Here is a 23495-nt window from a genome sequence, read left to right as displayed (position 1 = left end):
CAACGGTGAGCGCGGATCCGCACCGGATCCGCGAACACCTCACCACATTAGACTTCAGAGAACTTAGAAGAGAGATAAGGACCATATGTCCAGCGAATCCTCATTCGGCCTCATGCGCATCGGCCTGGCAACTGCGGAAGAGATCCGCGGGTGGAGCTACGGCGAGGTAAAGAAGCCCGAAACCATCAACTACCGCACCCTCAAGCCGGAGAAGGACGGTCTTTTCTGCGAAAAGATCTTCGGTCCGACCCGTGACTGGGAGTGCAACTGCGGCAAGTACAAGCGCGTGCGTTTCAAGGGCATCATTTGCGAGCGCTGTGGCGTCGAAGTCACCCGCGCCAAGGTCCGTCGCGAGCGCATGGGCCACATCGAGCTCGCCGCTCCGGTGACCCACATCTGGTACTTCAAGGGCGTTCCCTCGCGCTTGGGCTACCTGCTTGACCTGGCCCCGAAGGATCTTGAGAAGATCATTTACTTCGCGGCCTACATGGTCACCGCCGTTGATGAAGAGCGCCGCCACGCCGAACTGCCGAACCTCCAGGCCCAGCATGACCTGGAACGCAAGCAGCTGGTTGACACCCGCGACTCCGACATCGCCGCCATTGCCCGCGACCTCGAGGACCAGCTTGCTGCCCTCGAAGCCGACGGTGCCAAGGCAGCGGAGAAGAAGAAGGCCCGCGACCTGGCCGACAAGACCATGGCACAGGTGCGTAAGCGCGCCGATGCCGACATCGAGCGTCTTGACCAGGTCTGGGACCGCTTCAAGAACCTCAAGGTCGCCGACCTCGAGGGAGACGAAGGCCTGTTCCGCTCGCTGCGCGAGCGCTACGGACTGTACTTCGAAGGCTCCATGGGCGCCGAAGCCATCAAGAAGCGCCTCGAGGGCTTCGACATGGAAGCGGAAGCCGAGATCCTTCGCGAGATCATCGAGAACGGCAAGGGCCAGCGCAAGACGCGTGCCCTGAAGCGTCTCAAGGTCGTCAACGCGTTCCTGACCACCACCAACTCCCCGTTGGGCATGGTCCTGGACGCCGTTCCGGTGATCCCGCCGGAACTTCGCCCGATGGTGCAGCTGGACGGTGGCCGCTTTGCGACCTCCGACCTCAACGACCTGTACCGCCGCGTGATCAACCGCAACAACCGCCTCAAGCGCTTGTTGGACCTCGGCGCGCCGGAAATCATCGTGAACAACGAAAAGCGCATGCTGCAGGAAGCTGTGGACTCGCTCTTCGACAACGGTCGTCGCGGCCGTCCGGTGACCGGTCCGGGTAACCGCCCGCTGAAGTCCCTGAGCGACATGCTCAAGGGCAAGCAGGGTCGTTTCCGCCAGAACCTCCTCGGCAAGCGCGTCGACTACTCGGGTCGTTCGGTCATCGTGGTCGGCCCGCAGCTGAAGCTGCACCAGTGTGGTCTGCCCAAGCAGATGGCCCTGGAGCTCTTCAAGCCGTTCGTGATGAAGCGCCTGGTTGACCTCAACCACGCACAGAACATCAAGAGCGCCAAGCGCATGGTCGAGCGCTACCGTCCGCAGGTCTGGGACGTTCTCGAAGAGATCATCACCGAGCACCCGGTGCTGCTGAACCGTGCACCTACCCTGCACCGCTTGGGCATCCAGGCGTTCGAACCGCAGCTGGTTGAAGGCAAGGCCCTTCAGCTTCACCCGCTGGTTTGTGCCGCGTTCAACGCCGACTTCGACGGTGACCAGATGGCAGTTCACCTGCCGCTGAGCCCCGAAGCCCAGGCCGAGGCCCGGATCTTGATGCTCTCGAGCAACAACATCCTCAAGCCTTCGGATGGCCGCCCGGTTGCCCTGCCTTCGCAGGATATGATCATCGGCCTGCACCACCTGACCACCAAGCGCCTGGACGAGAAGGGCGCCGGTCGTGCGTTCTCCTCGACCTCCGAGGCGATCATGGCCATGGACCGCGGCGAACTGCACCTGAACTCGCCGGTCAAGATCCGCGTCTCGGGCTTCGTTCCGTCTGCGGAGCAGTCGGCTCCGGAAGGCTGGGTCGAGGGCACCGATGCGCTCATCGAAACCTCGCTGGGCCAGGTGCTCTTCAACGAGACGCTGCCCGTGGACTACCCATGGGTTGAGCGTGTCGCAGGCAAGGACGCTCTCTCCGAGATCGTCAATGACCTGGCCGAGCGCTACCCGAAGGTCGTCACCGCGGCAACGCTGGACAACCTCAAGGATGCAGGCTTCAAGTGGGCCACCCGCTCGGGTGTCACCGTGGCCATCTCGGACATCACCTCGAACATGGACAAGGCAGCCATCCTTGCTCCGTACGAAGTGAAGGCAACCCGCGTGCAGTCGCAGTACGACAAGGGCCTGATCGCGGACTCCGAGCGCCGCCAGGACCTGATCGACATCTGGACCAAGGCGACCGACGAAGTTGCCGAGGCCATGCGCGCCGGCATGGAAGAGCTGAACACCATTAACCGAATGGTGACCTCAAAGGCTCGTGGTAACTGGCTGCAGCTTCGCCAGATTGCCGGTATCCGTGGCCTGGTGTCCAACCCTAAGGGCGAGATCATCCCGCGTCCGATCAAGTCTTCCTACCGCGAAGGCCTGTCGGTTCTCGAGTACTTCATCGCCACCCACGGTGCCCGTAAGGGTCTGGCCGATACCGCGCTGAAGACCGCCAACTCGGGTTACCTGACCCGTCGTCTGGTGGACGTCTCGCAGGATGTCATCGTGCGCGAACTCGACTGCGGCACCAGCCGCGGCCTGAACGTGCCGATTGCATACACCGATGAGATCGGCACCGTGCGCATGCACGAAACCGTCGAGAACTCCGCCTACACCCGTACGTTGGCCACCGATGTGACCAACGCAGAGGGCAAGGTGCTCGCCGAGGGCGGCTCGGACGTGGGCGACGTGCTCATCGACGAACTGTTCGCAGCCGGTGTCACCGACATCAAGGTCCGCTCCGTGCTGACCTGTGAGTCGGCCGTCGGAACCTGTGCACTGTGCTACGGCCGTTCGCTGGCCAGCGGCAAGACCGTGGACATCGGTGAGGCAGTGGGCATTATTGCCGCACAGTCCATTGGTGAGCCCGGTACCCAGCTGACCATGCGTACCTTCCACACCGGTGGTGCTGCTTCCGCGGAAGATATCACCCAGGGTCTGCCGCGTATCCAGGAGCTCTTCGAGGCACGTACCCCCAAGGGTGTTGCCCCGATCTCCGAGGTTGCCGGCCGCGTCACGATCGAGGACAGCGAGAAGCAGCTTCGCGTTGTCATCACCCCGGACAACGGCGACGAAGAAATCGCCTACCCGGTGCTGCGTCGTGCACGTCTGTTGGTTGTCGAGGGCGAGTCCGTCGCCGTTGGCCAGCAGCTGGTTGCAGGTGCGATCGACCCGAAGCAGGTTCTGCGAGTTCTAGGCCCGCGTGAGGCACAGAAGTTCCTCGTCCGCGAAGTCCAGGAGGTCTACCAGTCCCAGGGTGTTGGCATCCACGACAAGCACGTGGAAGTCATCGTTCGCCAGATGCTTCGCCGCATCACCGTCATCGAGTCGGGCGACACCGACTTGCTGCCGGGCGAGCTTGCTGACAAGGCACGCTTCCAGTCGGAGAACCGCAAGGCCGTCTCCGAGGGCAAGCGTCCGGCATCGGGCCGTGACGAGCTGATGGGTATCACCAAGGCTTCCTTGGCTACCGATTCCTGGCTCTCGGCCGCGTCCTTCCAGGAGACCACTCGTGTCCTGACCCAGGCCGCGATGGAAGGCAAGTCCGATCCATTGCTCGGCCTGAAGGAAAACGTGATCATCGGTAAGCTGATCCCGGCCGGCACCGGCCTGGACCGCTACACCCAGGTGAACGTGGAACCGACCGAGGCAGCGAAGGCTTCGCTGTTCACCGGACAGTCCGCCTTCTCCACCGGCATGGACTACGACGGTCTGGAGCCGGGCCTCAGCCCGGAGTTCCACGCCATCGCAATGGATGACTACGATCTCGGCAACGATTTCCGCTAAGGCGTAATTCTTCTCCCGCGCAGCGCGGGGGAGAAGAACACGTAACGAGGCCGGCCCGTGCCGCGCTTCCCGTTCCTTGAAAGAGGATGGGGGAGCGCGGTGCGGGCCGGCCTTTTTGTGCTTGGAAGACCGGCTTGCGGCAACTGGCGGAGGTGTGCGCCCTGGGCGGTCACGGAACAGGGCCGGTGCAGGATGTTGGCCAGCGTTGAGGCATAGGAGCTTCGGAAGGCGCAATCTCCACTAGATGCAACTGCATCTGAATTGAGCGCCGTTCGCAGATCCAAATTGGGCAGCGCGTGGTCGCGGCAGGCTGTTCTGCCGGGGAGAAAGTGCCGAAGCGTGCGGCACCGGGCGCTGTCATTGGCAACGTCAGTCAGGGGATAAGTATCCTAGGACGGGGATGCGGACAGTTGGCCGCAGACCGGTGGTCCGCGCGGGCGACTGGACCACCAAGACTATGCCGCTGATGGAGCGGTCGCCCTATGCGAGGCTTTCGGCCTCGGGGTGAAAGACCCAGTTTCGTCGGAGTCGTTGTTCTGGATCGCGCGCGACCGATTGGAGCACATAGGGGATCGCGTCGACCACCTCGATCCGGAAGTGGCCGGCATGGAACGAAGCGTGACACACGGGACATAGCAGTCCGCCGTTGGACAGGTTGGTCTCACCGCCCAAATACCAGGGCTTGATGTGGTTCGCTTCGCAGCGGTGGGCGGCCATGGTGCAGCCGGGATTGATGCACCCCTTGTCCCGCAGAAGCATGGCCCTGCGTTGCGCCCTGCTGAAGAAGCGTTGCTTCCGTCCCAGATCGAGCGGCTCCGATTTACTGCCCAAAACCGCCGGAATGATGTTCGCTGTGCAGGCCAACCGGCGGACATATCCAGCGGAAACCAAGTTGTTGCGGGCCGTGATGCCCGGATCGTTGAGCTTTCCGACGAGTGAATCCCACGATATCGTGACGATCAAGTCGACATTGGGCTTCAGCGGCATCGCCGGTGCGTCTTTCCCGTCCCCGTCGGCACCGTATCTCATGGAGTCGAACAGGAACTGTAGCAATGCCCTGGCCTTGGCCCGTTGCCTCGCCTCCGCGGTGCTTTCGCCCGGCAACGCCACGAGCTCCGGGGCAGGCTCCGGCATGGAAAATTCCCGGCCCACGTCGGTGAACCCTGCTCGCGGGCGCTGGTCCTCCGGAACGTCGGGATCGATGGCCCATGCGGGGATGGTGGGTGCTGCGGGGGCGGGTCCGTCGTCGGGAAAACCTGGAAGCGGCGGCTGGCCGCCGTCGTTTGTCTCGGTGTCCGGTGTTGACGGGGCATTCTTGGCTTTTCCGAAGCCGGAACGGGGATTGGCCAGTTGATCGGCGAGTTTTGAAAGCCTCTCGTGGCCAGCCAGGTCAGTGCACATTTCCCAGATGTAGCCGCGGGCCTGCCGGCTCTTGAAGGAGAGCCCCAAGTGGGGCTGCATCCGGGACTCGCCGCGTTCCAGGGCCTGGGCATCGAGCCGGGCGGAGATGCTCTTGAGCAGGTTGCCGGTACCGATCGCATTCCGGGTGAGCAACGACTCGGCCACCTGGCCCTCGATGAGCTCGGCGGCTTCCTCGGGACACGTTTGCGCGTCGATGCCCGGTTGCAACGCCAGCAGACGCTGGGCGGCCTGCGCCACCTGGGCGGGATCGGCGCTGCCGTTGTTGAACACCGTCGACAGCCGGGGGAACCGGGGTGCCACGGGGACCCCGTTGAATCCGGCGCGGGGCAGCAGCAGGTCGCGGGTGGCCAAACGCTGCTTGGACTGGGAGAAGGAGAGGTGCAGCTGGTCCTTGACCATCTCGGTTGCGTCGCGGAAGAGCATCTTGGTTCCCTGGCCATTGCATTGATCGGCCGGAAGCGAAGCGGTCCCCTCGATGAACCCGGTGAGATTGGCGTGGATGCGGTGCAACTCGGCCAGGGGCGCTTCCTTCAAGGTGTGTGCATCGGAATCCTCGATCTTGCCGGCAGCGACGATCTGGGCCCGGCCGATGAGACGGGCAACGTCCTCGGTCAACAGCGCCAACAAGGTGGCGCGCACCGGGGACGTGGTGACGGAACCGGCGATGGTGTCCAGCAGCGTGCGCAATATGGGAGTCAGCACGGCAAGCAGGCGCAACTGGTCGTCCACGGGTGCCTCGGATACCGGAGTATCCGTGCCTTCCGCGGACGGTGCCAGGAGTTGCTGGAGTCCAGCCAACCCGGCTCCTGCCAGTGATGCCATTTGAGTCATGGATCCACCATGAGTCCATTCCTGCTCCGGAGGGCGGGACGGTTGCGGGGATGTGGAGAACTCCGCCCCAGCTTGTCGACGCCGAGGCATTGATCGGGTGAATGGTCGGGAATGGCACTGCCCCGGCGGCGCCTTGGACACAATGGAGCGAGCGAAGACTCGGACAACTTTGCGGGAACGGGAAGCGAGGCCGCGGCGGAGGGCGGGTAACAGCCATGGGCGCAACGGTTCTCGGGAATTCGCCGGGTCCCGCACGGGATTAAGTGATCTGCACCCCCCATCGGCCCATGGGAGAGGCCCCGTGTCATGAAGCGCATGATCTGCGTGCTAAGCTAGGGGTAATTGTTTTTCATGTGTGGCAAATGGACACGGTCCGGGTTGCGGGTAGGTTGCGCAACAGATGCCACACTTTCGCACGCCTAGGGTCAAATCCGAAGTCGCTGTGATGAAACGACTATAAACGCAGCGTCTCCAAGCAGTTTGATTGTGGGCGGCGCCGCAGAACAAGAAACCGGAGGACACGAAAGTGCCTACTATTCAGCAGCTGGTCCGCAAGGGCCGCTCGCCGAAGGTCAAAAAGACCAAGGCCCCAGCCCTCAAGGGCAACCCGATGCGTCGTGGCGTTTGCACCCGTGTGTACACCACGACCCCGAAGAAGCCGAACTCCGCACTTCGTAAGGTCGCACGTGTGCGCCTTGCCGGTGGCGTTGAAGTGACCGCTTACATTCCTGGTGTTGGTCACAACCTTCAGGAACACTCCATCGTGCTCGTTCGCGGTGGTCGTGTGAAGGACCTTCCGGGTGTGCGCTACAAGATCGTACGTGGTGCCCTCGATACCCAGGGTGTGAAGAACCGTAAGCAAGCTCGTTCTCGCTACGGTGCCAAGAAGGAAGGTAAGTAATGCCTCGTAAGGGCCCGGCGCCAGCGCGCCCCCTCGTCTCGGATCCGGTTTACGGTTCCCCCCTTGTTACCCAGCTGATCAATAAGGTTTTGGTCGACGGTAAGAAGTCCACCGCAGAGCGTATCGTTTACGGTGCACTCGAAGGTGCCTTGGCCAAGAACGGTTCCGACCCGGTTGTGACCCTCAAGAAGGCCATGGATAACATCCGCCCGGCCCTCGAGGTTCGTTCCCGCCGTGTCGGTGGCGCGACCTACCAGGTTCCTGTTGAGGTCAAGCCCGGACGCTCCACCGCGTTGGCTCTCCGCTGGCTCGTTGGCTACTCCAAGGCTCGCCGCGAGAAGACGATGATCGAACGTCTCATGAACGAGATCCTCGACGCATCGAATGGTCTTGGTGCCGCTGTCAAGCGTCGCGAAGACACTCACAAGATGGCAGAGTCCAACAAGGCATTCGCCCACTACCGCTGGTAAAAAGCGTTTAGTCCGGTTGGCGGGATTGATCGATGATCAGTTCCGCCAACATTTCGGACTTAACCTACAAAGGGAGACATCGTGGCACAGGACGTGCTTACCGACCTTAACAAGGTCCGCAATATCGGTATCATGGCTCACATTGATGCCGGTAAGACCACTACTACGGAACGCATCCTGTTCTACACGGGTGTGAACCACAAGCTCGGCGAAACGCACGATGGTGCCTCGACGACTGACTGGATGGAGCAGGAAAAGGAGCGCGGCATTACTATCACGTCTGCCGCCGTGACCTGCTTCTGGAACAAGAACCAGATCAACATCATTGACACCCCGGGTCACGTTGACTTCACCGTTGAGGTTGAGCGCTCCCTGCGCGTCCTCGATGGCGCCGTTGCCGTGTTCGATGGCAAGGAAGGCGTGGAGCCGCAGTCCGAGACTGTTTGGCGCCAGGCTGACAAGTACAACGTTCCGCGTATCTGCTTCGTCAACAAGATGGACAAGCTGGGTGCTGACTTCTACTTCACCGTAGACACCATCATCAAGCGTCTTGGTGCCAAGCCGCTGGTCATGCAGCTGCCGATCGGCTCCGAGTCGGAGTTCACCGGTGTTGTCGACCTGATGACCATGAAGGCATTCGTCTGGGAGGGCGACTCCAAGGGTGACGTCACCATGGGTGCCGCCTACGAAGTCAAGGAAATCCCGGCCGACCTTCAGGAAAAGGCCGAGGAATACCGCGCACAGCTGGTTGAGAGTGTCGCTGAGGCTTCCGACGAGCTCATGGAGAAGTTCCTCGAGGGCGAAGAGATCAGCATTGATGAACTCAAGGCCGGCATCCGCAAGATGGTTGTCAACTCGGAGATCTACCCGGTCTTCTGTGGTTCTGCCTTCAAGAACCGTGGCGTTCAGCCGATGCTCGATGCCGTTATCGACTTCCTGCCGAATCCCATGGATGTTGGCGCGACGATCGGTCACGATCCGAAGAACGAGGAAATCGAGCTCAAGCGCGAGCCGAACGAAACCGATCCTTTCTCGGCCCTCGCGTTCAAGATTGCAACCCACCCGTTCTTCGGCCAGTTGAACTTCATCCGCGTGTACTCCGGCAAGGCAACTCCGGGTACCCAGCTGCTGAACTCGACCAAGCAGAAGAAAGAACGTATTGGCAAGCTCTTCCAGATGCACGCCAATAAGGAAATGCCGGTAGACGAGGTCCACGCGGGCCACATCTACGCAGTGATTGGCCTCAAGGACACCACCACCGGTGATACCTTGTGCGATCCGGCACACCCGATCGTTCTTGAGTCGATGTCCTTCCCCGATCCCGTGATCTTCGTTGCCATTGAGCCGAAGACCAAGGGTGACCAGGAGAAGCTCTCGACTGCTATCCAGAAGCTTTCGGCCGAGGACCCGACGTTCACCGTCTCCCTCAACGAAGACACCGGCCAGACCGAAATCGGCGGCATGGGCGAGCTCCACCTGGATATCCTGGTGGACCGCATGCGCCGCGAATTCCGCGTTGAAGCCAACGTCGGCAAGCCGCAGGTTGCTTACCGCGAAACCATCAAGAAGGCTGTGGAGAAGGTTGACTTCACCCACAAGAAGCAGACCGGTGGTTCCGGCCAGTTCGCAAAGGTCCAGGTCTCGTTCGAGCCCCTGGAAGTTGTTGAAGGCGTCATTTACGAGTTCAAGAACGGCGTAACCGGCGGTCGTATTCCTCGCGAATACATCCCTTCGGTCGACGCAGGTATCCAGGACGCCATGCAGTTCGGCATCCTGGCCGGCTACCCGATGGTGGGCGTCAAGGCTACCCTCCTCGACGGTGCCTACCACGACGTTGACTCCTCGGAAATGGCATTCAAGATCGCCGGCTCCCAGGTGTTCAAGGAAGGCGCACGCCGCGCCCAGCCGATCATCCTCGAGCCGGTCATGGATGTCGAAGTCCGTACTCCCGAGGAGTACATGGGCGACGTCATCGGTGACTTGAACTCCCGCCGTGGTTCCATCGCTTCGATGGAAGACGCAGCAGGCGTAAAGGTCATCCGCGCGACGGTTCCGCTGTCTGAAATGTTCGGTTACATCGGTGACCTGCGTTCCAAGACCCAGGGCCGTGCCGTGTACTCGATGACCTTCTCCAGCTACTCCGAGGTCCCGAAGGCTGTTGCCGACGAGATCATCCAGAAGAACCGCGGCGAGTAATCGTCTAGGACCAACATTGGCCGTGAACCCGAGTCTCGGGTGAGTGGCCGCACGATGGGGCCGGATCAGAGAAATCCAATCCGGCCCCGTCAGGCCAACTAACGGATCCACAGTCGGATCCCGCAGCTAACCACAATTTAAACATTTCACTAAGCCCCCAGTAGACTTGCATAAGTTCGCCCGCGATCCGAGTGGGCGAGGTACGTCTTCTGTAAACGTTTCTAGGAGGAACCTGTGGCAAAGGCAAAGTTCGAGCGGACCAAGCCGCACGTCAACATCGGCACCATTGGTCACGTTGACCACGGTAAGACCACGTTGACGGCCGCCATTTCGAAGGTGCTTGCTGACAAGTACCCGGATTTGAACGAGCAGCGCGACTTCTCGCAGATTGACTCTGCACCGGAAGAGCGCCAGCGCGGCATCACCATCAACATCTCTCACGTCGAGTACCAGACCGAGAAGCGCCACTACGCGCACGTTGATGCCCCGGGTCACGCTGACTACATCAAGAACATGATCACCGGCGCTGCCCAGATGGACGGTGCAATCCTCGTGGTTGCCGCCACTGACGGCCCGATGGCTCAGACCCGCGAGCACGTTCTGCTTGCCCGCCAGGTTGGCGTTCCCTACCTGCTGGTCGCACTGAACAAGTCCGACATGGTTGATGACGAAGAGCTCCTTGACCTCGTGGAAATGGAAGTTCGCGAACTTCTCTCCTCGCAGGGCTTCGACGGCGACGAGGCACCTGTTGTGCGCGTTTCCGGTCTGAAGGCACTCGAAGGCGACCCGGTTTGGGTCAAGGCCGTTGAGGACCTCATGGAAGCTGTCGACAACCACGTGCCGGACCCGGTTCGTGACCGCGACAAGCCGTTCCTGATGCCGGTTGAAGACGTCTTCACCATCACCGGTCGTGGCACCGTTGTTACGGGCCGCGCCGAGCGTGGAACCCTCGCCATCAACTCCGAGGTCGAGATCGTCGGCATCCGTCCGGTCCAGAAGACCACGGTTACCGGTATCGAGATGTTCCACAAGCAGCTCGACGAGGCATGGGCCGGCGAGAACTGTGGTCTGCTGCTTCGCGGTATCAAGCGCGAAGACGTAGAGCGTGGCCAGGTCATCGTGAAGCCGGGTTCCATCACCCCGCACACCGAGTTCGAGGCCAACGTCTACATCCTGTCCAAGGATGAGGGTGGGCGTCACAACCCGTTCTACTCGAACTACCGCCCGCAGTTCTACTTCCGCACCACGGACGTCACCGGCGTTATCACCCTGCCGGAAGGCACGGAAATGGTTATGCCCGGCGACAACACCGAAATGTCTGTTGTGCTGATCCAGCCGATCGCCATGGAAGAGGGCCTCGGCTTCGCAATTCGCGAAGGCGGCCGCACCGTTGGTTCGGGACGCGTTACCAAGATCACCGCGTAAGTTTACTTCGCAGATCTTGACCTAACGGTCTAGGGAAGACCCCCGCAACACTGTTTCGACAGTGCGGCGGGGGTCTTTTCATGTGCCCGGTCACTACCCCGACAATTGCCTGACATATTTATCAAACGAATGGTCTGAATGCGATACGCTGGAGCCCGCAAGTGTCGCCGAATTTCAGGCGGCGCAACCACGTAGGTGAAAGCGGGAAACCCAGATGGAAACGTTCGTCCTGGTTGTGTTGGCCGTGCTGGTGTTCCTTGCAGGGTTTTTCCTCGGCAAGAGGCTGACTACCAGGGACGCGATCGCCCGCAACCTGACAGCCGACGCGTCGACCGAGCGCAAGAGGCTGGCGGAGGCCTGGCAGCTCGGTTTCGAGGCAGCGACGCTGGCCGCCGAACCCGTGGTCCCCTCCTCCGTGCCGCATCGCGAGGCCGGTTCCCCGGTGGGGCCCGAGGCCGAGGCCTTGCCGGATCCCGCAGGTGCGCAGCCGCTCGCGCCGGGTGCCGCGTCGGGGCCGGACCCCGTGAACGCCGCTGCACCGATGCGCACCGCCGCACCTGAATACGTCCCCCCGGTGCCGGTGGACCCGCGGGTGAGGGCGCTGCGCAACATCAACATCACCCTCTATGTCGCGGCGCTGCTGATGGTGGCCTCGGCCTCGCTGTTCATTGCGCTGGCCCTGCCGGCGCCGGCCAAGGTCGTGGGCCTGGGCATCGTCGCCCTCGGCTTCTACGTCGCCGGCCTGGTGATGCACGCCCAAAGCGAACGACTTCGCCCGGCGGCCGCCGCCTTCACCGCGACCGGACTGGCCCTGGTCCCGATGACGGGCCTCGCCCACTACCTGCTGCTGTCCCAAACCCCCGGTGCCAGCTGGTTCGTGACCTCGGTGGTGGGGACCGCGGCGTTCGTGTACGCCGCGGCACGGCTGCAGTCCAAGGTCATCGCCGGACTGTCCACGACGTTCCTGGTTTCCATCGCCTACTCCGGCGGTGCCGTGCTCAACCGCGGGCTGGTCTACTACTTCCTGTTCAGCATGCTGCTGGCCACCGCCATCACGCTGGTTGGCTTCCTGCGGCCGCGCTGGATCACCAACATCTACGTGCAGTCGTTCACTGTTGCCCACCGCTACCTGGTGCCGGCGACCTTGCTGGCGGCGGTGCTGTCGGCCGCCGTGCTCGAGGCGGCGGACTACGCATGGCTTTTCGCGGCGGCCGCCGTGTACTACTCGGTGGCGCTCGTGGCAGCTCCGGACGCCGAGCGCTTCCGGCACCTGGCCGCTGCCCGCGCGGCGGGAATGCTGGCCCTCGGCGCGTTCCTGCAGGTGGCCGAGGTGACGTGGACAAACATCTTCCGGGTCATGGCCGCGGTGCTGCTGGTGCAGTTCGTGCTGCTGGCGCACCGTGCCCGGATCTACTCGCGCAAGGCGCGGGTGCACCCCCGCCACGTCACCGTCGAAACCTGGGTGCTGGTTGCCGCCGCGGCCATGTGCACGGTGTTGGGGGCCGAGGGATTGCTGCGCGAAACCGCCGGCCCCGGCGTCGGGCCGGGTCTGGATCTGAACTGGGCGCTGGCCCTGCTGGTGCTCGCCGGCCTGGTGGCCGGGGCGAAACCGGGCGGGCACTACCGCTGGATTCCCCTGGGTGCGGCGGTCTTCTCGTTCGCCGAACCAACGGGCGGGAACCTGGGACGCCAGGGCATCGTGATCGCCGTTGCCGTGCTGGGCACCTGGATGCTGGCACGCCGCGCGAGCGGCAGCCAACGTCTCTTGTTGCGGTGGGCGGCCAGGGCCGCGTCCATCGTGGCCGCCGCTGCGCTCTTTGGCTTTGCCGCTGCGGGATGGGTGCCGGGGCCGGGAAGCGCCGGCAATGCAGGATCTGGTTCCGGATCCGGCGACCCGGTGGCCCTGGCCGGGGCCATTGAGGTGGCCAGCATGGTCGGTGTCATCCTTGCGGTGCTGGTCCAGGCAGGCTGGGCCGTCGCCGCCCTGCACAAGGGAACACCAGCCGTCGCGGTCGCCCGGGCCGAGGGAACCGCGCGGATCCATGCTCTGGGGGAGTCGATGGTGTTCGCCGGATCCGTGGCCTGCGCTTCGGCCACCCTCTGGTTGCTGGAGGTGAACACGGGTGTGGGCGGCCCGGCGGACCTGGACGCGGCCGTTGTCGGCTGGAGCACCCGGTTCTGGCTGGGCAGCCCATGGGTGCTGATCCTGATGTGGCTGCTGCTCGCCGTGGGCCTCGTGGGCGCCACCCTGGTTCTGGGCCACCGCCGCGCAGCATCCCCGGCCCCGGAAACCATCGCCGGCGGGAAGCCGGCAGCAGGTTCGGCCGGTCCACCCGCCGCCGGGGTTCCTGCCGCACTGATGCACCTGGGCGGACTGATCGCCCTGGGCACCGGCCTGGGGATCGGCGCGGACCTGAACCCGTCGTGGCTGGTGGAGTTGGTGGCGGTTTTCGGACTGGCGTACGTGGGGATCCGCATCGTCGCCGGTGCCTCGGTGCGAACCCGCGTGGGCTACTCCGTCCTGGCACAGGTGCTCTTCTCCGGCGCGGCATGGCATGTGGCGGACCGCTTCACCATGGACGGGCACGGGCAGTACGCGCTGCTCGCGTTCACGATTGCCCTGGGACAAGCGGTGCGCGCACTTCTGTCCCGCAGCTCCCAGGCCGTGAAGCCGGGGGATCCGCGCTCGCTGTTGGGCGTGGCGGCACTCGTGCTGCTGCTGGCGATCCCTGCGATCTACCTGGCCGGAGCCACCCGCGGGCTCGACCAGGCCAGCCTGTTGGTCCAATGCCTGTGCCTGGCGGTCTTCGCCGGTGTGCTGGTGAAGACCCAGGCGGGCAAGGTTCCGGGGTTTCGCTATGCGTTCCTCCCGGCAGCGCTCGGATTCCTCGGCCTGGTCCTGACACCTGCGCGGGGAGCTGACCTGCGAAACGGCGGTTGGTTGCCGAGCGCGTTGTGGGGCGAAAACACCGCCAGCACCGTGCTGGTCCTCCTGGTTGTCGGCATCCTGGCGGGCGAGCTGCGCGCACTGGGAGGAGCCGAATACCGCTGGGTGAGGGCAGGGGTGGCGCTGATGTACTGGGTGGCATTGGCCGGCCTGCAGGATCGCACCGAACCGGGGTGGCAGGTCGTCGCGGGCCTTCTCGGGGCGGCCGGCGCGACGGTCTTCGCCGCAACCTGGGGAGTTCCGTTGCTGTTGCTCGGCACCGCCGCACTGGTGCTTCTTGCCTCGTTGCGCGGGGTCGAATTCATGCACGCCCTGGCCGGAGCGCCGGGGAGCGAACCGCTGGACACCATGATCGGGCTGGGCGCGACCTTCGTCGTCCTGCTGGTCATGGCACTTTTCGGCGGCCGCTTTGGCGGCGAACCGGTGGAATTCTCGGCGGTGGCCAGGCGGGGTGCCGGCTGGGGTCCGGCCCACGCACGGGTGCTGTTGACCGCTGGGTTGGCGGCACTGGGAAGTGGCGGGCTGCTGGGGCTGGCCGACAATCTGGACCGGTACGTCTACGCCGGGGGAGCGATGCTGCTGGTGGCGGTCTTCGCCGCGGCGGCACTCGAGGTGCCGGCGCGCCGGCGGGAAACCGGATTCGAGGTGGCGGCCCTGGTGGCCGCCGCGGTCATCCACCGTTGTTGGTGGGTGGCGGTCGACGGGACGAGCGCCTTTGCCGCCACCTTCTATTGGGTCATCACGCTGGGACTGCTGGCCGTCTACGAGTTCTCGCGCAAGCGGGAGAGGGAAGCGACGGTGGTGCTGGGCGCCTCGGCCGCCCTGCTGTCGGTCGCGGGGCTGGGGACGATCCTTTCCTCCAATTTGGGCCAGCAGTTGTTGGTCTTGCTGGGCTTCACCATCCTGCTGGTGAGCGGCTTGCTCTCCAACCGCAAGATCTTCACGGTGTGGGGAGCCGTCGGGGTGGCCGTGGCGGTGCTCTGGTTCCTGCGCGGATTCACGTTCCTGTTGCTGTTGCTGGTTGCCGCGGGCCTGATTGCACTGGCCCTGTGGAAGCTGGGCAAGATGAACCGGGGCTCGCAATCCCCGCAAGCCCCGGCACCGGGGCAGCCGCCGGCAGGTCCCGCCGGAACCATGGGGGAGTACCCGCAGGACCCCACAGCGCCATCGGGCGTCGCGGGGTGGTGGACGGAGCCGGGGAGGGTGGCCCCGGCGCCGACCCAATCCCCGGAACCCGGTACCCCGGCAGCCGATCAACAGCGGCAGGTGAACCGCCAGGGTCAGGGCCGGCTTGCCCCGCAACCGGGTAGCGGCATGCCGTGGATGAAGCAGAGCAACCAGGACACCACCGATGAACCAGGTTGAGGGCCGGCCGGTGGTGACCGGCGCGCGGTCGGCGGTTAGGCTGGCAGCATGAAGTTCTTGCTCGTCATGCTCATCGTCGTCGTAGTCATCGTGGTCGTCATTCGACTGCGCAAGCAGTTCTCCCGGGAGATCGATCGTGTGAAGGACATCCGGCGCGCCCATCGCGACGACCAGTAGCCTGGTCGTCGCGGACCGGGGACTTCGTGAGCTTGCCCACGCGCCGTTGCCGGGTCCCGGATGCCCGTGCGCGAAGTGCGCGCCGGAATTCCGGCAATTTTCGTTCCGCCGCGCCAGCTATCGGAACCTGCACGTCCTTCCGCACTCCCGGCAACGGCCGGTAGGCAGAAGGAAGAGTTGGTGTTTGGGGCGGAAACCTGACACACTAGACAAGTTGTTCGTGAGCATTTCCATGCTTCGTGTCTGCTGGTCGGGAAACCGACACCGGGGCACAGGGGTTTCAACCGAGATTGTGTCTCACCCGGGATAATGCCCGGGGCTGGGGAGCAATACAACCGAATTTTTTGGAAACATTGACAATGTCCCCTGCGTATCCATCGGATTCGTATCGCTTTCAAACGCGACACGCCCGAGCGCGGGGGTCGGGCTTCGGCGGATTGAGGAACCCGGATTTATCCGGATTCAGTTCGATGCGAGGCGTGCCGGTCCACTATTGGACCCGTAGGGCACAGTAACTGTACAGAGAGTGCTAATTAGAAAGAGGCATCACGCCATGGCGGGACAAAAAATCCGCATCCGGCTGAAGTCGTATGACCACGAGGTCATTGACGTTTCTGCCCGGAAGATCGTTGAGACGGTGACGCGCGCTGGCGCGACCGTAGTCGGCCCCGTGCCGCTGCCAACGGAAAAGAACGTGTACTGCGTTATCCGTTCGCCCCACAAGTACAAAGACAGCCGTGAGCACTTTGAAATGCGCACGCACAAGCGTCTGATCGACATCATCGATCCGACCCCGAAGGCCGTAGATTCGCTGATGCGTCTTGACCTGCCGGCGGATGTCAACATCGAAATCAAGCTCTAGGGGAGGTGGCGAGAAAACTATGACCGCAACCCGTAATGTCAAGGGACTGTTGGGCACGAAGCTCGGCATGACCCAGGTTTGGGACGAGAACAACAACCTCATCCCGGTAACCGTCGTACAGGCCGACAGCAATGTCGTCACTCAGCTGCGCAACGCCGAGCGTGATGGCTATGTAGCGGTTCAGATCGGCTACGGCCAGATCGACCCGCGCAAGGTCACCAAGCCGCTGGCCGGCCACTTCGAAGCAGCCGGGGTCACCCCGCGCCGCCACGTCGTTGAGCTGCGCACTGCCGACGCCGATTCCTACGCCGCAGGCCAGGAACTCACCGTCGAAATCTTCGCCGCCGGCCAGAAGGTCGACGTCGTTGGAACTTCCAAGGGTAAGGGCTTCGCCGGCGTTATGAAGCGCCACGGCTTCCACGGTGCTCCGGCATCGCACGGTGCTCACAAGAACCACCGTAAGCCGGGCTCCATCGGCGGCGCATCGACCCCGGGCCGTGTGTTCCAGGGCCAGAAGATGGCCGGTCGCATGGGCGCCGAGCGCGTCACCACGCAGAACCTCACCGTTCACGCAGTGGATGCCGAGAAGAACCTCCTGCTGATCAAGGGTGCCGTTCCCGGCGCCCGCGGCCGCGTCGTTCTCGTGCGCACCGCTGTGAAGGGAGCATAACTAAATGTCTAACGCACTCACCGTCGAGTTCCCTTCGGAGATCTTCGACGTTCAGACCAACGTTCCGCTGCTGCACCAGGTCGTCGTGGCCCAGCTGGCAGCTGCTCGCCAGGGTACGCACAAGACCAAGAACCGCGCCGAGGTTTCCGGTGCCGGTCGCAAGCCGTTCAAGCAGAAGGGCACCGGCCGCGCCCGTCAGGGTTCAATCCGTGCTCCTCACATGACCGGCGGTGGCGTTGTCCACGGTCCGACTCCTCGCGACTACAGCCAGCGCACCCCCAAGAAGATGAAGGCTGCTGCACTGCGCGGCGCCCTGTCTGACCGCGCTCGCAACAACCGCATTCACGTCATTGAAGCCCTGGTTGAAGGCACCACGCCGAACACCAAGGCCGCACTGGCCACCCTGCGCGCTCTGTCCGAGCGCAAGAACCTGCTCGTAGTCATCGAGCGCGCCAACGATGTTGCGGCCCTTTCGGTCCGTAACCTCCCCGAGGTCCACGTCCTGTACGTAGACCAGCTCAACACTTACGATGTGCTGGTTTCCGACGACGTTGTCTTCACCAAGGCCGCTTTTGATGCCCTGGTCCAGAAGGAGGAAGCCAAATGAGCACCTTCTCTAAGGCTCCGCACGATGTGGTCATCGCACCCGTCGTTTCGGAAAAGAGCTACGGTCTGATCGACGAAGGCAAGTACACCTTCCTGGTTGACCCGCGTTCGAACAAGTCGGAAATCAAGAACGCCGTGGAAGCCATCTTCTCGGTCAAGGTTGACTCCGTAAACACCCTCAATCGTGCCGGCAAGCGCAAGCGCACCAAGTTCGGATGGGGGACGCGCAAGGCTACCAAGCGTGCGATCGTCTCCCTGAAGGAAGGCTCGATTGACATCTTCGGCGGTCCGCTTTCCTAAGCGGAGACCACTTTAACGAGGAATTAAACTATGGGAATCCGTAAATACAAGCCGACTACCCCGGGCCTTCGCGGCTCGAGCGTAGCCGACTTCGCAGAAATCACGCGATCGACTCCGGAAAAGTCGTTGCTCCGCCCGCTCCACAAGACTGGCGGCCGTAACAACACCGGTAAGATCACCACTCGTCACAAGGGTGGCGGACACAAGCGCCAGTACCGTCTGATCGACTTCCGTCGCCACGACAAGGACGGCGTGCCGGCAAAGGTCGCTCACATCGAGTACGACCCGAACCGCACCGCCCGCATTGCGCTTCTTCACTACATTGATGGCACCAAGCGTTACATCATTGCACCGAACAAGCTCGCCCAGGGTGACTCCATTGAGGCCGGCGCAAACGCCGACATCAAGCCCGGCAACAACCTGCCGTTGCGCAACATTCCGGTGGGTACTGTTATCCACGCCGTGGAATTGCGTCCCGGTGGCGGTGCCAAGATGGCTCGTTCCGCAGGTGCCTCGGTTCAGCTGGTGGCCCGTGAGGGTCGCTTCGCTCAGCTGCGTTTGCCTTCCGGCGAAATCCGCAACGTTGACGTGCGCTGCCGCGCAACCGTCGGCGAGGTCGGAAACGCCGAGCAGTCGAACATCAACTGGGGCAAGGCCGGCCGCATGCGCTGGAAGGGCGTTCGCCCGACCGTCCGTGGTGTAGCCATGAACCCTGTTGATCACCCGCACGGTGGTGGCGAGGGTAAGACGTCCGGTGGACGTCACCCTGTCAACCCGAACGGCAAGCGCGAAGGACGCACTCGTCGTCCGAACAAGGACAGCGACAAGATGATTGTCCGCCGTCGCCGTACCGGCAAGAACAAGCGATAGGAGCCTGGAAACATGCCACGCAGCCTGAAGAAAGGCCCCTTCGTCGATCAGCACCTGTTTGTCAAGGTAGCTGCTGAGAACGAAAAGGGCACCAAGAACGTCATTAAGACGTGGTCCCGCCGTTCGATGATCATCCCCGACATGCTCGGGCACACGATCGCCGTACATGACGGACGTAAGCACATCCCCGTGTTTGTCACCGAGTCGATGGTCGGGCACAAGCTCGGCGAGTTCAGCCCGACCCGGACGTTCCGCAGCCACGTGAAGGACGACAAGAAGGGCAAGCGCCGCTAACCCGCAAGGGTTTAGCGAGTGCTTAGCACTTCTTCGAGAGACGAGAGAAGGAAAGCAATGGAAGCCAAGGCAATTGCGCGCCATATCCGCGTGACGCCTATGAAGGCCCGGCGCGTCGTCAACCTTGTTCGTGGCAAGCAGACGAACGAAGCACTGGCGATCCTGAAGTTTGCCCCGCAGGCAGCTTCAGAGCCAGTGTTCAAGGTTGTAGCATCGGCAGTGGCTAACGCCCGTGCCGCCGCAGACCGCGAGGGTGTCGCGTTCAACGAAGACGAGCTGTTCATCAGCGAAGCGTTTGTTGACGAGGGTCCGACCATGAAGCGGTTCCAGCCGCGTGCTCAGGGTCGGGCATACCAGATCAAGAAGCGCACGAGCCACATCACTGTGGTCGTCGCAACCCCTAAGAAGGGTGGGGAAGAGTAAATGGGACAGAAGGTTAACCCGCATGGGTTCCGACTCGGTATCACTACCGACCATGTTTCGCACTGGTTCGCCGACAGCACCAAGGTCGGACAGCGTTACAAGGACTTCGTAAAAGAAGACATCCGTATCCGCGAACTGATGACCGTTGGCATGGAGCGCGCCGGCATCGCCCGCGTGGAGATCGAGCGTACTCGTGACCGTGTTCGTGTGGATATCCACACCGCACGTCCGGGCATCGTTATCGGTCGCCGCGGCGCCGAAGCCGATCGCATCCGCGGCGAGCTCGAAAAGCTCACCGCAAAGCAGGTTCAGCTGAACATCCTCGAGGTCAAGAACCCCGAGATCGAAGCCCAGCTTGTTGCCCAGGGCATTGCCGAGCAGCTTGCTTCGCGTGTGGCTTTCCGCCGCGCGATGAAGAAGGCCATGCAGTCGGCAATGCGCGCAGGTGCCAAGGGCATCCGCGTGCAGTGCTCCGGTCGTCTTGGCGGTGCAGAAATGTCCCGCAAGGAGTTCTACCGCGAAGGCCGTGTGCCGCTGCACACCCTGCGTGCGAACATCGACTACGGCAAGTTCGAAGCCAAGACCACCTTCGGCCGCATTGGCGTGAAGGTCTGGATCTACAAGGGCGACGTAACGTCGAAGGAACTGGCAGCCCAGGCTGCTGCAGCTCCGGCCCGCGGCCGCGGCGATCGTCCGGGTGGACGTCCGGGTGGACGTCCCGAAGGTGGCGAGCGTCGTCGTCGCCCCGAGCGCAACGCCGCTCCAGGTGCAGAAGCAGCTCCGGCTGTTGAGGCTCCTGCAGCAGCAGTTGCAGAAGGAGGACAGGCTTAAATGCTTATCCCACGCCGAGTAAAGTACCGCAAGCAGCACCACCCCAATCGGAGTGGCGCAGCTTCGGGCGGTACCACGGTAGCCTTCGGTGAGTACGGTATCCAGGCCCTTACACCGGCCTACGTTACCAACCGCCAGATCGAGGCAGCTCGTATCGCAATGACCCGCCACATCAAGCGTGGCGGTAAGGTCTGGATCAACATTTATCCGGACCGTCCGCTGACCAAGAAGCCTGCCGAAACCCGCATGGGTTCCGGTAAGGGTTCGCCGGAATGGTGGGTCGCAAACGTAAAGCCGGGACGGGTTCTCTTCGAACTCTCCGGCGTCAGTGATGAGGTAGCACGCGAGGCATTGCGCCTGGCAATCCACAAGCTGCCGTTGAAGGCACGCATTGTGCGTCGCGAAGGTGGTGAATAAGGAATGGCAATCGGATCCAAGGATCTAGCAACCGAAGCACTGGACGGCTTTGATAACGCCCGTCTGGTCGAGGAGCTCAAGAAGGCCAAGGAGGAGTTGTTCAACCTCCGTTTCCAGTCGGCCACCGGTCAGCTCGAATCGCACGGCAACCTGAAGTCTGTCAAGCGCGACATCGCACGTATCTACACGGTACTTCGCGAACGCGAGCTGGGCATTCGTGCAGATGTTGTTGTCCCGGTAGAAGAAGCCAAGAAGACCAAGAAGTCTTCCAAGAAGGCCGAAGCTACCGAAGAAGCAACTGAGGAAGCCAAGTAATGAGCGAGAAGGAGAACGTCGTGGATGCAGCTTCAGAGCGCAACGACCGCAAGACCCTCCGCGGGTACGTGGTTTCCGACAAGATGCAGAAGACCATCGTCGTTGACGTCGAGGACCGTGTAAAGCACGCCCTCTACGGCAAGGTCATGCGTCGCAACAAGAACGTCAAGGCTCACGACGAAGAGAACAGCGCCGGTATCGGCGACCTCGTTCTCATTGCCGAGACCCGCCCGCTGTCTGCCGACAAGCGCTGGCGCCTCGTGGAAATCCTCGAAAAGGCCAAGTAAGCCCTTTCGCTGGTTTTCACTCTGACGTGAACCAAGCAAAACACCCCGGTACCGCTGGATCTATCCAGCCGGTGCCGGGGTGTTTTGCGTTTCCCCACAACTACCGCCGGTAGCATGGGTGCCTTGGCGTGAACCGAACCGGTTCCGCGGGACAGGCAACGGGGGCGGGGCACCGGTGGGAAGCACTCGAAGGGCAAACCCGGCAAGGATGCGGAGACCGCTGGCCCTGCGCCTGGTTCCGGTGCTGGTTCCCGGAGTGTTCCTGGCCGCGCTGCCGCACCTCTCCTTGGGTCCTTTCAGGATCCTGGCGGTGTTGCAGGCACTGCTGCCGCTGTGGTGCTTGGCCGCCCTGCTCGTCTTCCTCTTCCTGGCGTTGCGCCGCGCCTTCGTTCCGGCCGCGGTGTTGCTGGTCCTTGCCGCCGCCTCGCTGGCACCGGTCATGGCGCCTGTCGTGGGGTCGGTGACCGGGACGAGGTGCACGCCGGGGGAGCAGGTGCGCGTGCTTTCGCTGAACGCCGAGCACGGACGCGCCGACACGTCCTCGCTGGCCGAGGTGATCCGCGGCTCGGCCCCGGATGTGCTGGTGCTTGTCGAGTCCAGCGAACCGATGCTCACGGCGCTGGCAGCAGGGTTTCCCACATGGGAGTACACGCACCGGACGGGAAAAGTGGTCACGGGCGGAAGCGTGGACACCGTGATCCTCTCCAGGCACCCGCTGCAGGAAGAGGCAGCGGCGGCGCTGCAGTCGGACGGTGCACTCTTCGACGTTCCCGTGGCCGTCATCGAACATCCGCTGGCAGGTCCCATCCGGGTCGCCGGTGTCCATCCGGCGCCGCCGACCTACTCGCCGTCGTCCTGGGCAGGCACCCTGCAAGAGCTCGGGGCCTGGAAGCATGAACAGAACGGGATGCCGCTGGTGATGGCGGGGGACTTCAACGCCACGGCCGCGCACCCGCAATTCCGGGCACTTGCAGCCGGCCTTGTGGAAGCCTCCCCGAGGTTGGGACCATGGGCGGGGGCCACCTGGCCCGCCGACATGGGCCTGCCCGCGTTCGCGGGGATCGACCATGTCCTGGTTCGCGGTCTGGCGGTGCTCGACTCGGAGCGCTTCTCGGTGCCCGGCACCGACCACCACGGGATCGTGGCGCACCTGGCTTCCTGCCGATGACCGACGGCCCCAAACGGCGCGGAATTCCGGGGGGCGTGTGTGACCAAGGACCACCCGCGGGCACATAGCATACGGTTTCGGGATCGTGCATCCGTGCGGTAGACTTTATTTTCTGTGCGCGTTGTGTATGGGGACTATCCACCTCCTTCATGACGCATAGTGCGGCCGGAGGGTTTTTTACGGGCCCGAAAGTCGTGCGGCATAGCTCTGAGCCTAAGCCTCGGCCCTGCTTCCCCAGCTTCACATGTTTTTCGCCCTTGGGCGTTGTGCATCGTGGTGTTTGGAGGTGGGGGTAAGCAGAAGCTGAGATGGACCATATCCGTTCCGCAAGGCTCCCTAGGAGAACCAGCGAGACGACAGGAGTAAAAAGTGATTCAGCAGGAATCGCGACTGAAGATTGCCGACAACACCGGTGCTAAGGAAATCCTTACCATTCGTGTTCTCGGTGGATCTGGCCGTCGCTATGCAGGCATCGGCGACGTAATCGTCGCCACCGTCAAGGATGCAATCCCGGGCGGAAACGTAAAGAAGGGTGACGTCGTCAAGGCTGTCATCGTTCGCACCAAGAAGGAACGTCGACGCGTCGACGGTTCCTACATCAAGTTCGACGAGAACGCAGCTGTCATCCTCAAGGCTGACGGTGAGCCCCGCGGTACCCGTATTTTCGGTCCGGTGGGTCGTGAACTTCGCGATAAGAAGTTCATGAAGATCGTTTCCCTGGCTCCGGAGGTACTGTAAC

Annotated in this window: 21 protein-coding genes; 20 read left to right on the top strand and 1 reads right to left on the bottom strand. The window is 62.9% G+C overall.

All coding sequences use genetic code 11. The features are described from left to right. The first annotated feature begins 85 nt into the window (after window positions 1-85). The gene (locus ABD687_RS07130) at window positions 86-3979 is read left to right on the top strand and encodes a DNA-directed RNA polymerase subunit beta' (RefSeq protein WP_264270827.1); all 3894 of its coding nucleotides are present in this window, start codon (window positions 86-88) and stop codon (window positions 3977-3979) included. A gap of 480 nt (window positions 3980-4459) precedes the next feature. On the opposite strand, the gene ABD687_RS07125 is transcribed toward ABD687_RS07130, so the two are convergent. Further along, window positions 4460-6232 carry an HNH endonuclease signature motif containing protein gene (locus ABD687_RS07125; RefSeq protein ID WP_302265166.1) on the bottom strand — a complete coding sequence of 591 codons (1773 nt, stop codon included), beginning with the start codon at window positions 6230-6232 and terminating at the stop codon, window positions 4460-4462. A 526-nt stretch (window positions 6233-6758) separates the two neighbouring features. Here ABD687_RS07125 and rpsL point away from each other — a divergent pair. The 19 genes from rpsL to rplN all read left to right on the top strand — a co-directional run bounded on the left by rpsL (window position 6759) and on the right by rplN (window position 23494). Next, entirely contained in the window at window positions 6759-7133 is a 375-nt protein-coding gene (gene rpsL, locus ABD687_RS07120) for a 30S ribosomal protein S12 (RefSeq protein ID WP_068731493.1), read from the top strand. Further along, window positions 7133-7603 carry a 30S ribosomal protein S7 gene (gene rpsG / locus ABD687_RS07115; protein ID WP_264270829.1) on the top strand — a complete coding sequence of 157 codons (471 nt, stop codon included), beginning with the start codon at window positions 7133-7135 and terminating at the stop codon, window positions 7601-7603. Before rpsL ends, rpsG begins: the two co-directional genes overlap by 1 nt. Window positions 7604-7684: 81 nt before the next feature. Beyond that, window positions 7685-9799: an elongation factor G gene (gene fusA, locus ABD687_RS07110; protein WP_264270830.1), complete on the top strand. Its 2115-nt coding sequence runs from the start codon at window positions 7685-7687 to the stop codon at window positions 9797-9799. 234 nt (window positions 9800-10033) lie between these two features. After that, the gene (gene tuf / locus ABD687_RS07105; protein WP_217389418.1) at window positions 10034-11224 is read left to right on the top strand and encodes an elongation factor Tu; all 1191 of its coding nucleotides are present in this window, start codon (window positions 10034-10036) and stop codon (window positions 11222-11224) included. 214 nt (window positions 11225-11438) lie between these two features. Further along, on the top strand, window positions 11439-15536 hold the full coding sequence (locus ABD687_RS07100; protein ID WP_310292427.1) for a hypothetical protein: 4098 nt from the start codon (window positions 11439-11441) through the stop codon (window positions 15534-15536). A 48-nt stretch (window positions 15537-15584) separates the two neighbouring features. Beyond that, entirely contained in the window at window positions 15585-15713 is a 129-nt protein-coding gene (locus tag ABD687_RS07095) for a hypothetical protein (protein WP_310292429.1), read from the top strand. Window positions 15714-16266: 553 nt separating this feature from the next. Beyond that, window positions 16267-16575 (top strand): 30S ribosomal protein S10, encoded by a 309-nt coding sequence (gene rpsJ / locus ABD687_RS07090; protein WP_003803825.1) that lies wholly within the window; start codon window positions 16267-16269, stop codon window positions 16573-16575. Window positions 16576-16594: 19 nt separating this feature from the next. Beyond that, a complete protein-coding gene (gene rplC / locus ABD687_RS07085) occupies window positions 16595-17245 on the top strand; it encodes a 50S ribosomal protein L3 (protein ID WP_217389420.1) in 651 nt (216 codons plus the stop codon). A 4-nt stretch (window positions 17246-17249) separates the two neighbouring features. Then, a complete protein-coding gene (gene rplD, locus ABD687_RS07080) occupies window positions 17250-17852 on the top strand; it encodes a 50S ribosomal protein L4 (RefSeq protein ID WP_217389421.1) in 603 nt (200 codons plus the stop codon). Then, window positions 17849-18151 (top strand): 50S ribosomal protein L23, encoded by a 303-nt coding sequence (rplW, locus tag ABD687_RS07075; protein WP_217389422.1) that lies wholly within the window; start codon window positions 17849-17851, stop codon window positions 18149-18151. The genes rplD and rplW overlap by 4 nt, the downstream gene beginning before the upstream one ends. A 30-nt stretch (window positions 18152-18181) precedes the next feature. Further along, window positions 18182-19021 carry a 50S ribosomal protein L2 gene (rplB, locus tag ABD687_RS07070; RefSeq protein WP_264270833.1) on the top strand — a complete coding sequence of 280 codons (840 nt, stop codon included), beginning with the start codon at window positions 18182-18184 and terminating at the stop codon, window positions 19019-19021. Window positions 19022-19033: 12 nt separating this feature from the next. Then, complete coding sequence (gene rpsS / locus ABD687_RS07065; RefSeq protein ID WP_068731512.1) at window positions 19034-19315, top strand: 30S ribosomal protein S19; 282 nt, start codon at window positions 19034-19036, stop codon at window positions 19313-19315. Window positions 19316-19372: 57 nt separating this feature from the next. Continuing rightward, window positions 19373-19738, top strand: a complete 366-nt coding sequence (rplV, locus tag ABD687_RS07060; protein ID WP_071212937.1) for a 50S ribosomal protein L22 — start codon at window positions 19373-19375, stop codon at window positions 19736-19738. Beyond that, window positions 19739-20569 (top strand): 30S ribosomal protein S3, encoded by an 831-nt coding sequence (gene rpsC / locus ABD687_RS07055; protein ID WP_217389424.1) that lies wholly within the window; start codon window positions 19739-19741, stop codon window positions 20567-20569. Further along, window positions 20570-20986: a 50S ribosomal protein L16 gene (gene rplP / locus ABD687_RS07050; protein ID WP_217389425.1), complete on the top strand. Its 417-nt coding sequence runs from the start codon at window positions 20570-20572 to the stop codon at window positions 20984-20986. It begins immediately after the preceding gene. A gap of 3 nt (window positions 20987-20989) precedes the next feature. Next, window positions 20990-21301 (top strand): 50S ribosomal protein L29, encoded by a 312-nt coding sequence (rpmC, locus tag ABD687_RS07045; protein WP_264270834.1) that lies wholly within the window; start codon window positions 20990-20992, stop codon window positions 21299-21301. Then, complete coding sequence (gene rpsQ, locus ABD687_RS07040; RefSeq protein WP_264270835.1) at window positions 21301-21588, top strand: 30S ribosomal protein S17; 288 nt, start codon at window positions 21301-21303, stop codon at window positions 21586-21588. Before rpmC ends, rpsQ begins: the two co-directional genes overlap by 1 nt. 208 nt (window positions 21589-21796) lie before the next feature. Next, window positions 21797-22756, top strand: coding sequence for an endonuclease/exonuclease/phosphatase family protein (locus ABD687_RS07035; protein ID WP_310292434.1), 960 nt, complete (start codon window positions 21797-21799; stop codon window positions 22754-22756). Window positions 22757-23125: 369 nt separating this feature from the next. Then, the gene (gene rplN / locus ABD687_RS07030) at window positions 23126-23494 is read left to right on the top strand and encodes a 50S ribosomal protein L14 (RefSeq protein ID WP_264270837.1); all 369 of its coding nucleotides are present in this window, start codon (window positions 23126-23128) and stop codon (window positions 23492-23494) included. The last annotated feature ends 1 nt before the right edge of the window (window position 23495 follow it).

Source organism: Paeniglutamicibacter sulfureus (assembly GCF_039535115.1).
Lineage (GTDB): Bacteria > Actinomycetota > Actinomycetes > Actinomycetales > Micrococcaceae > Paeniglutamicibacter > Paeniglutamicibacter sulfureus.
Note: the sequence above shows the minus strand (reverse complement) of the source record. Positions and strands in the feature narration are given on the sequence as shown.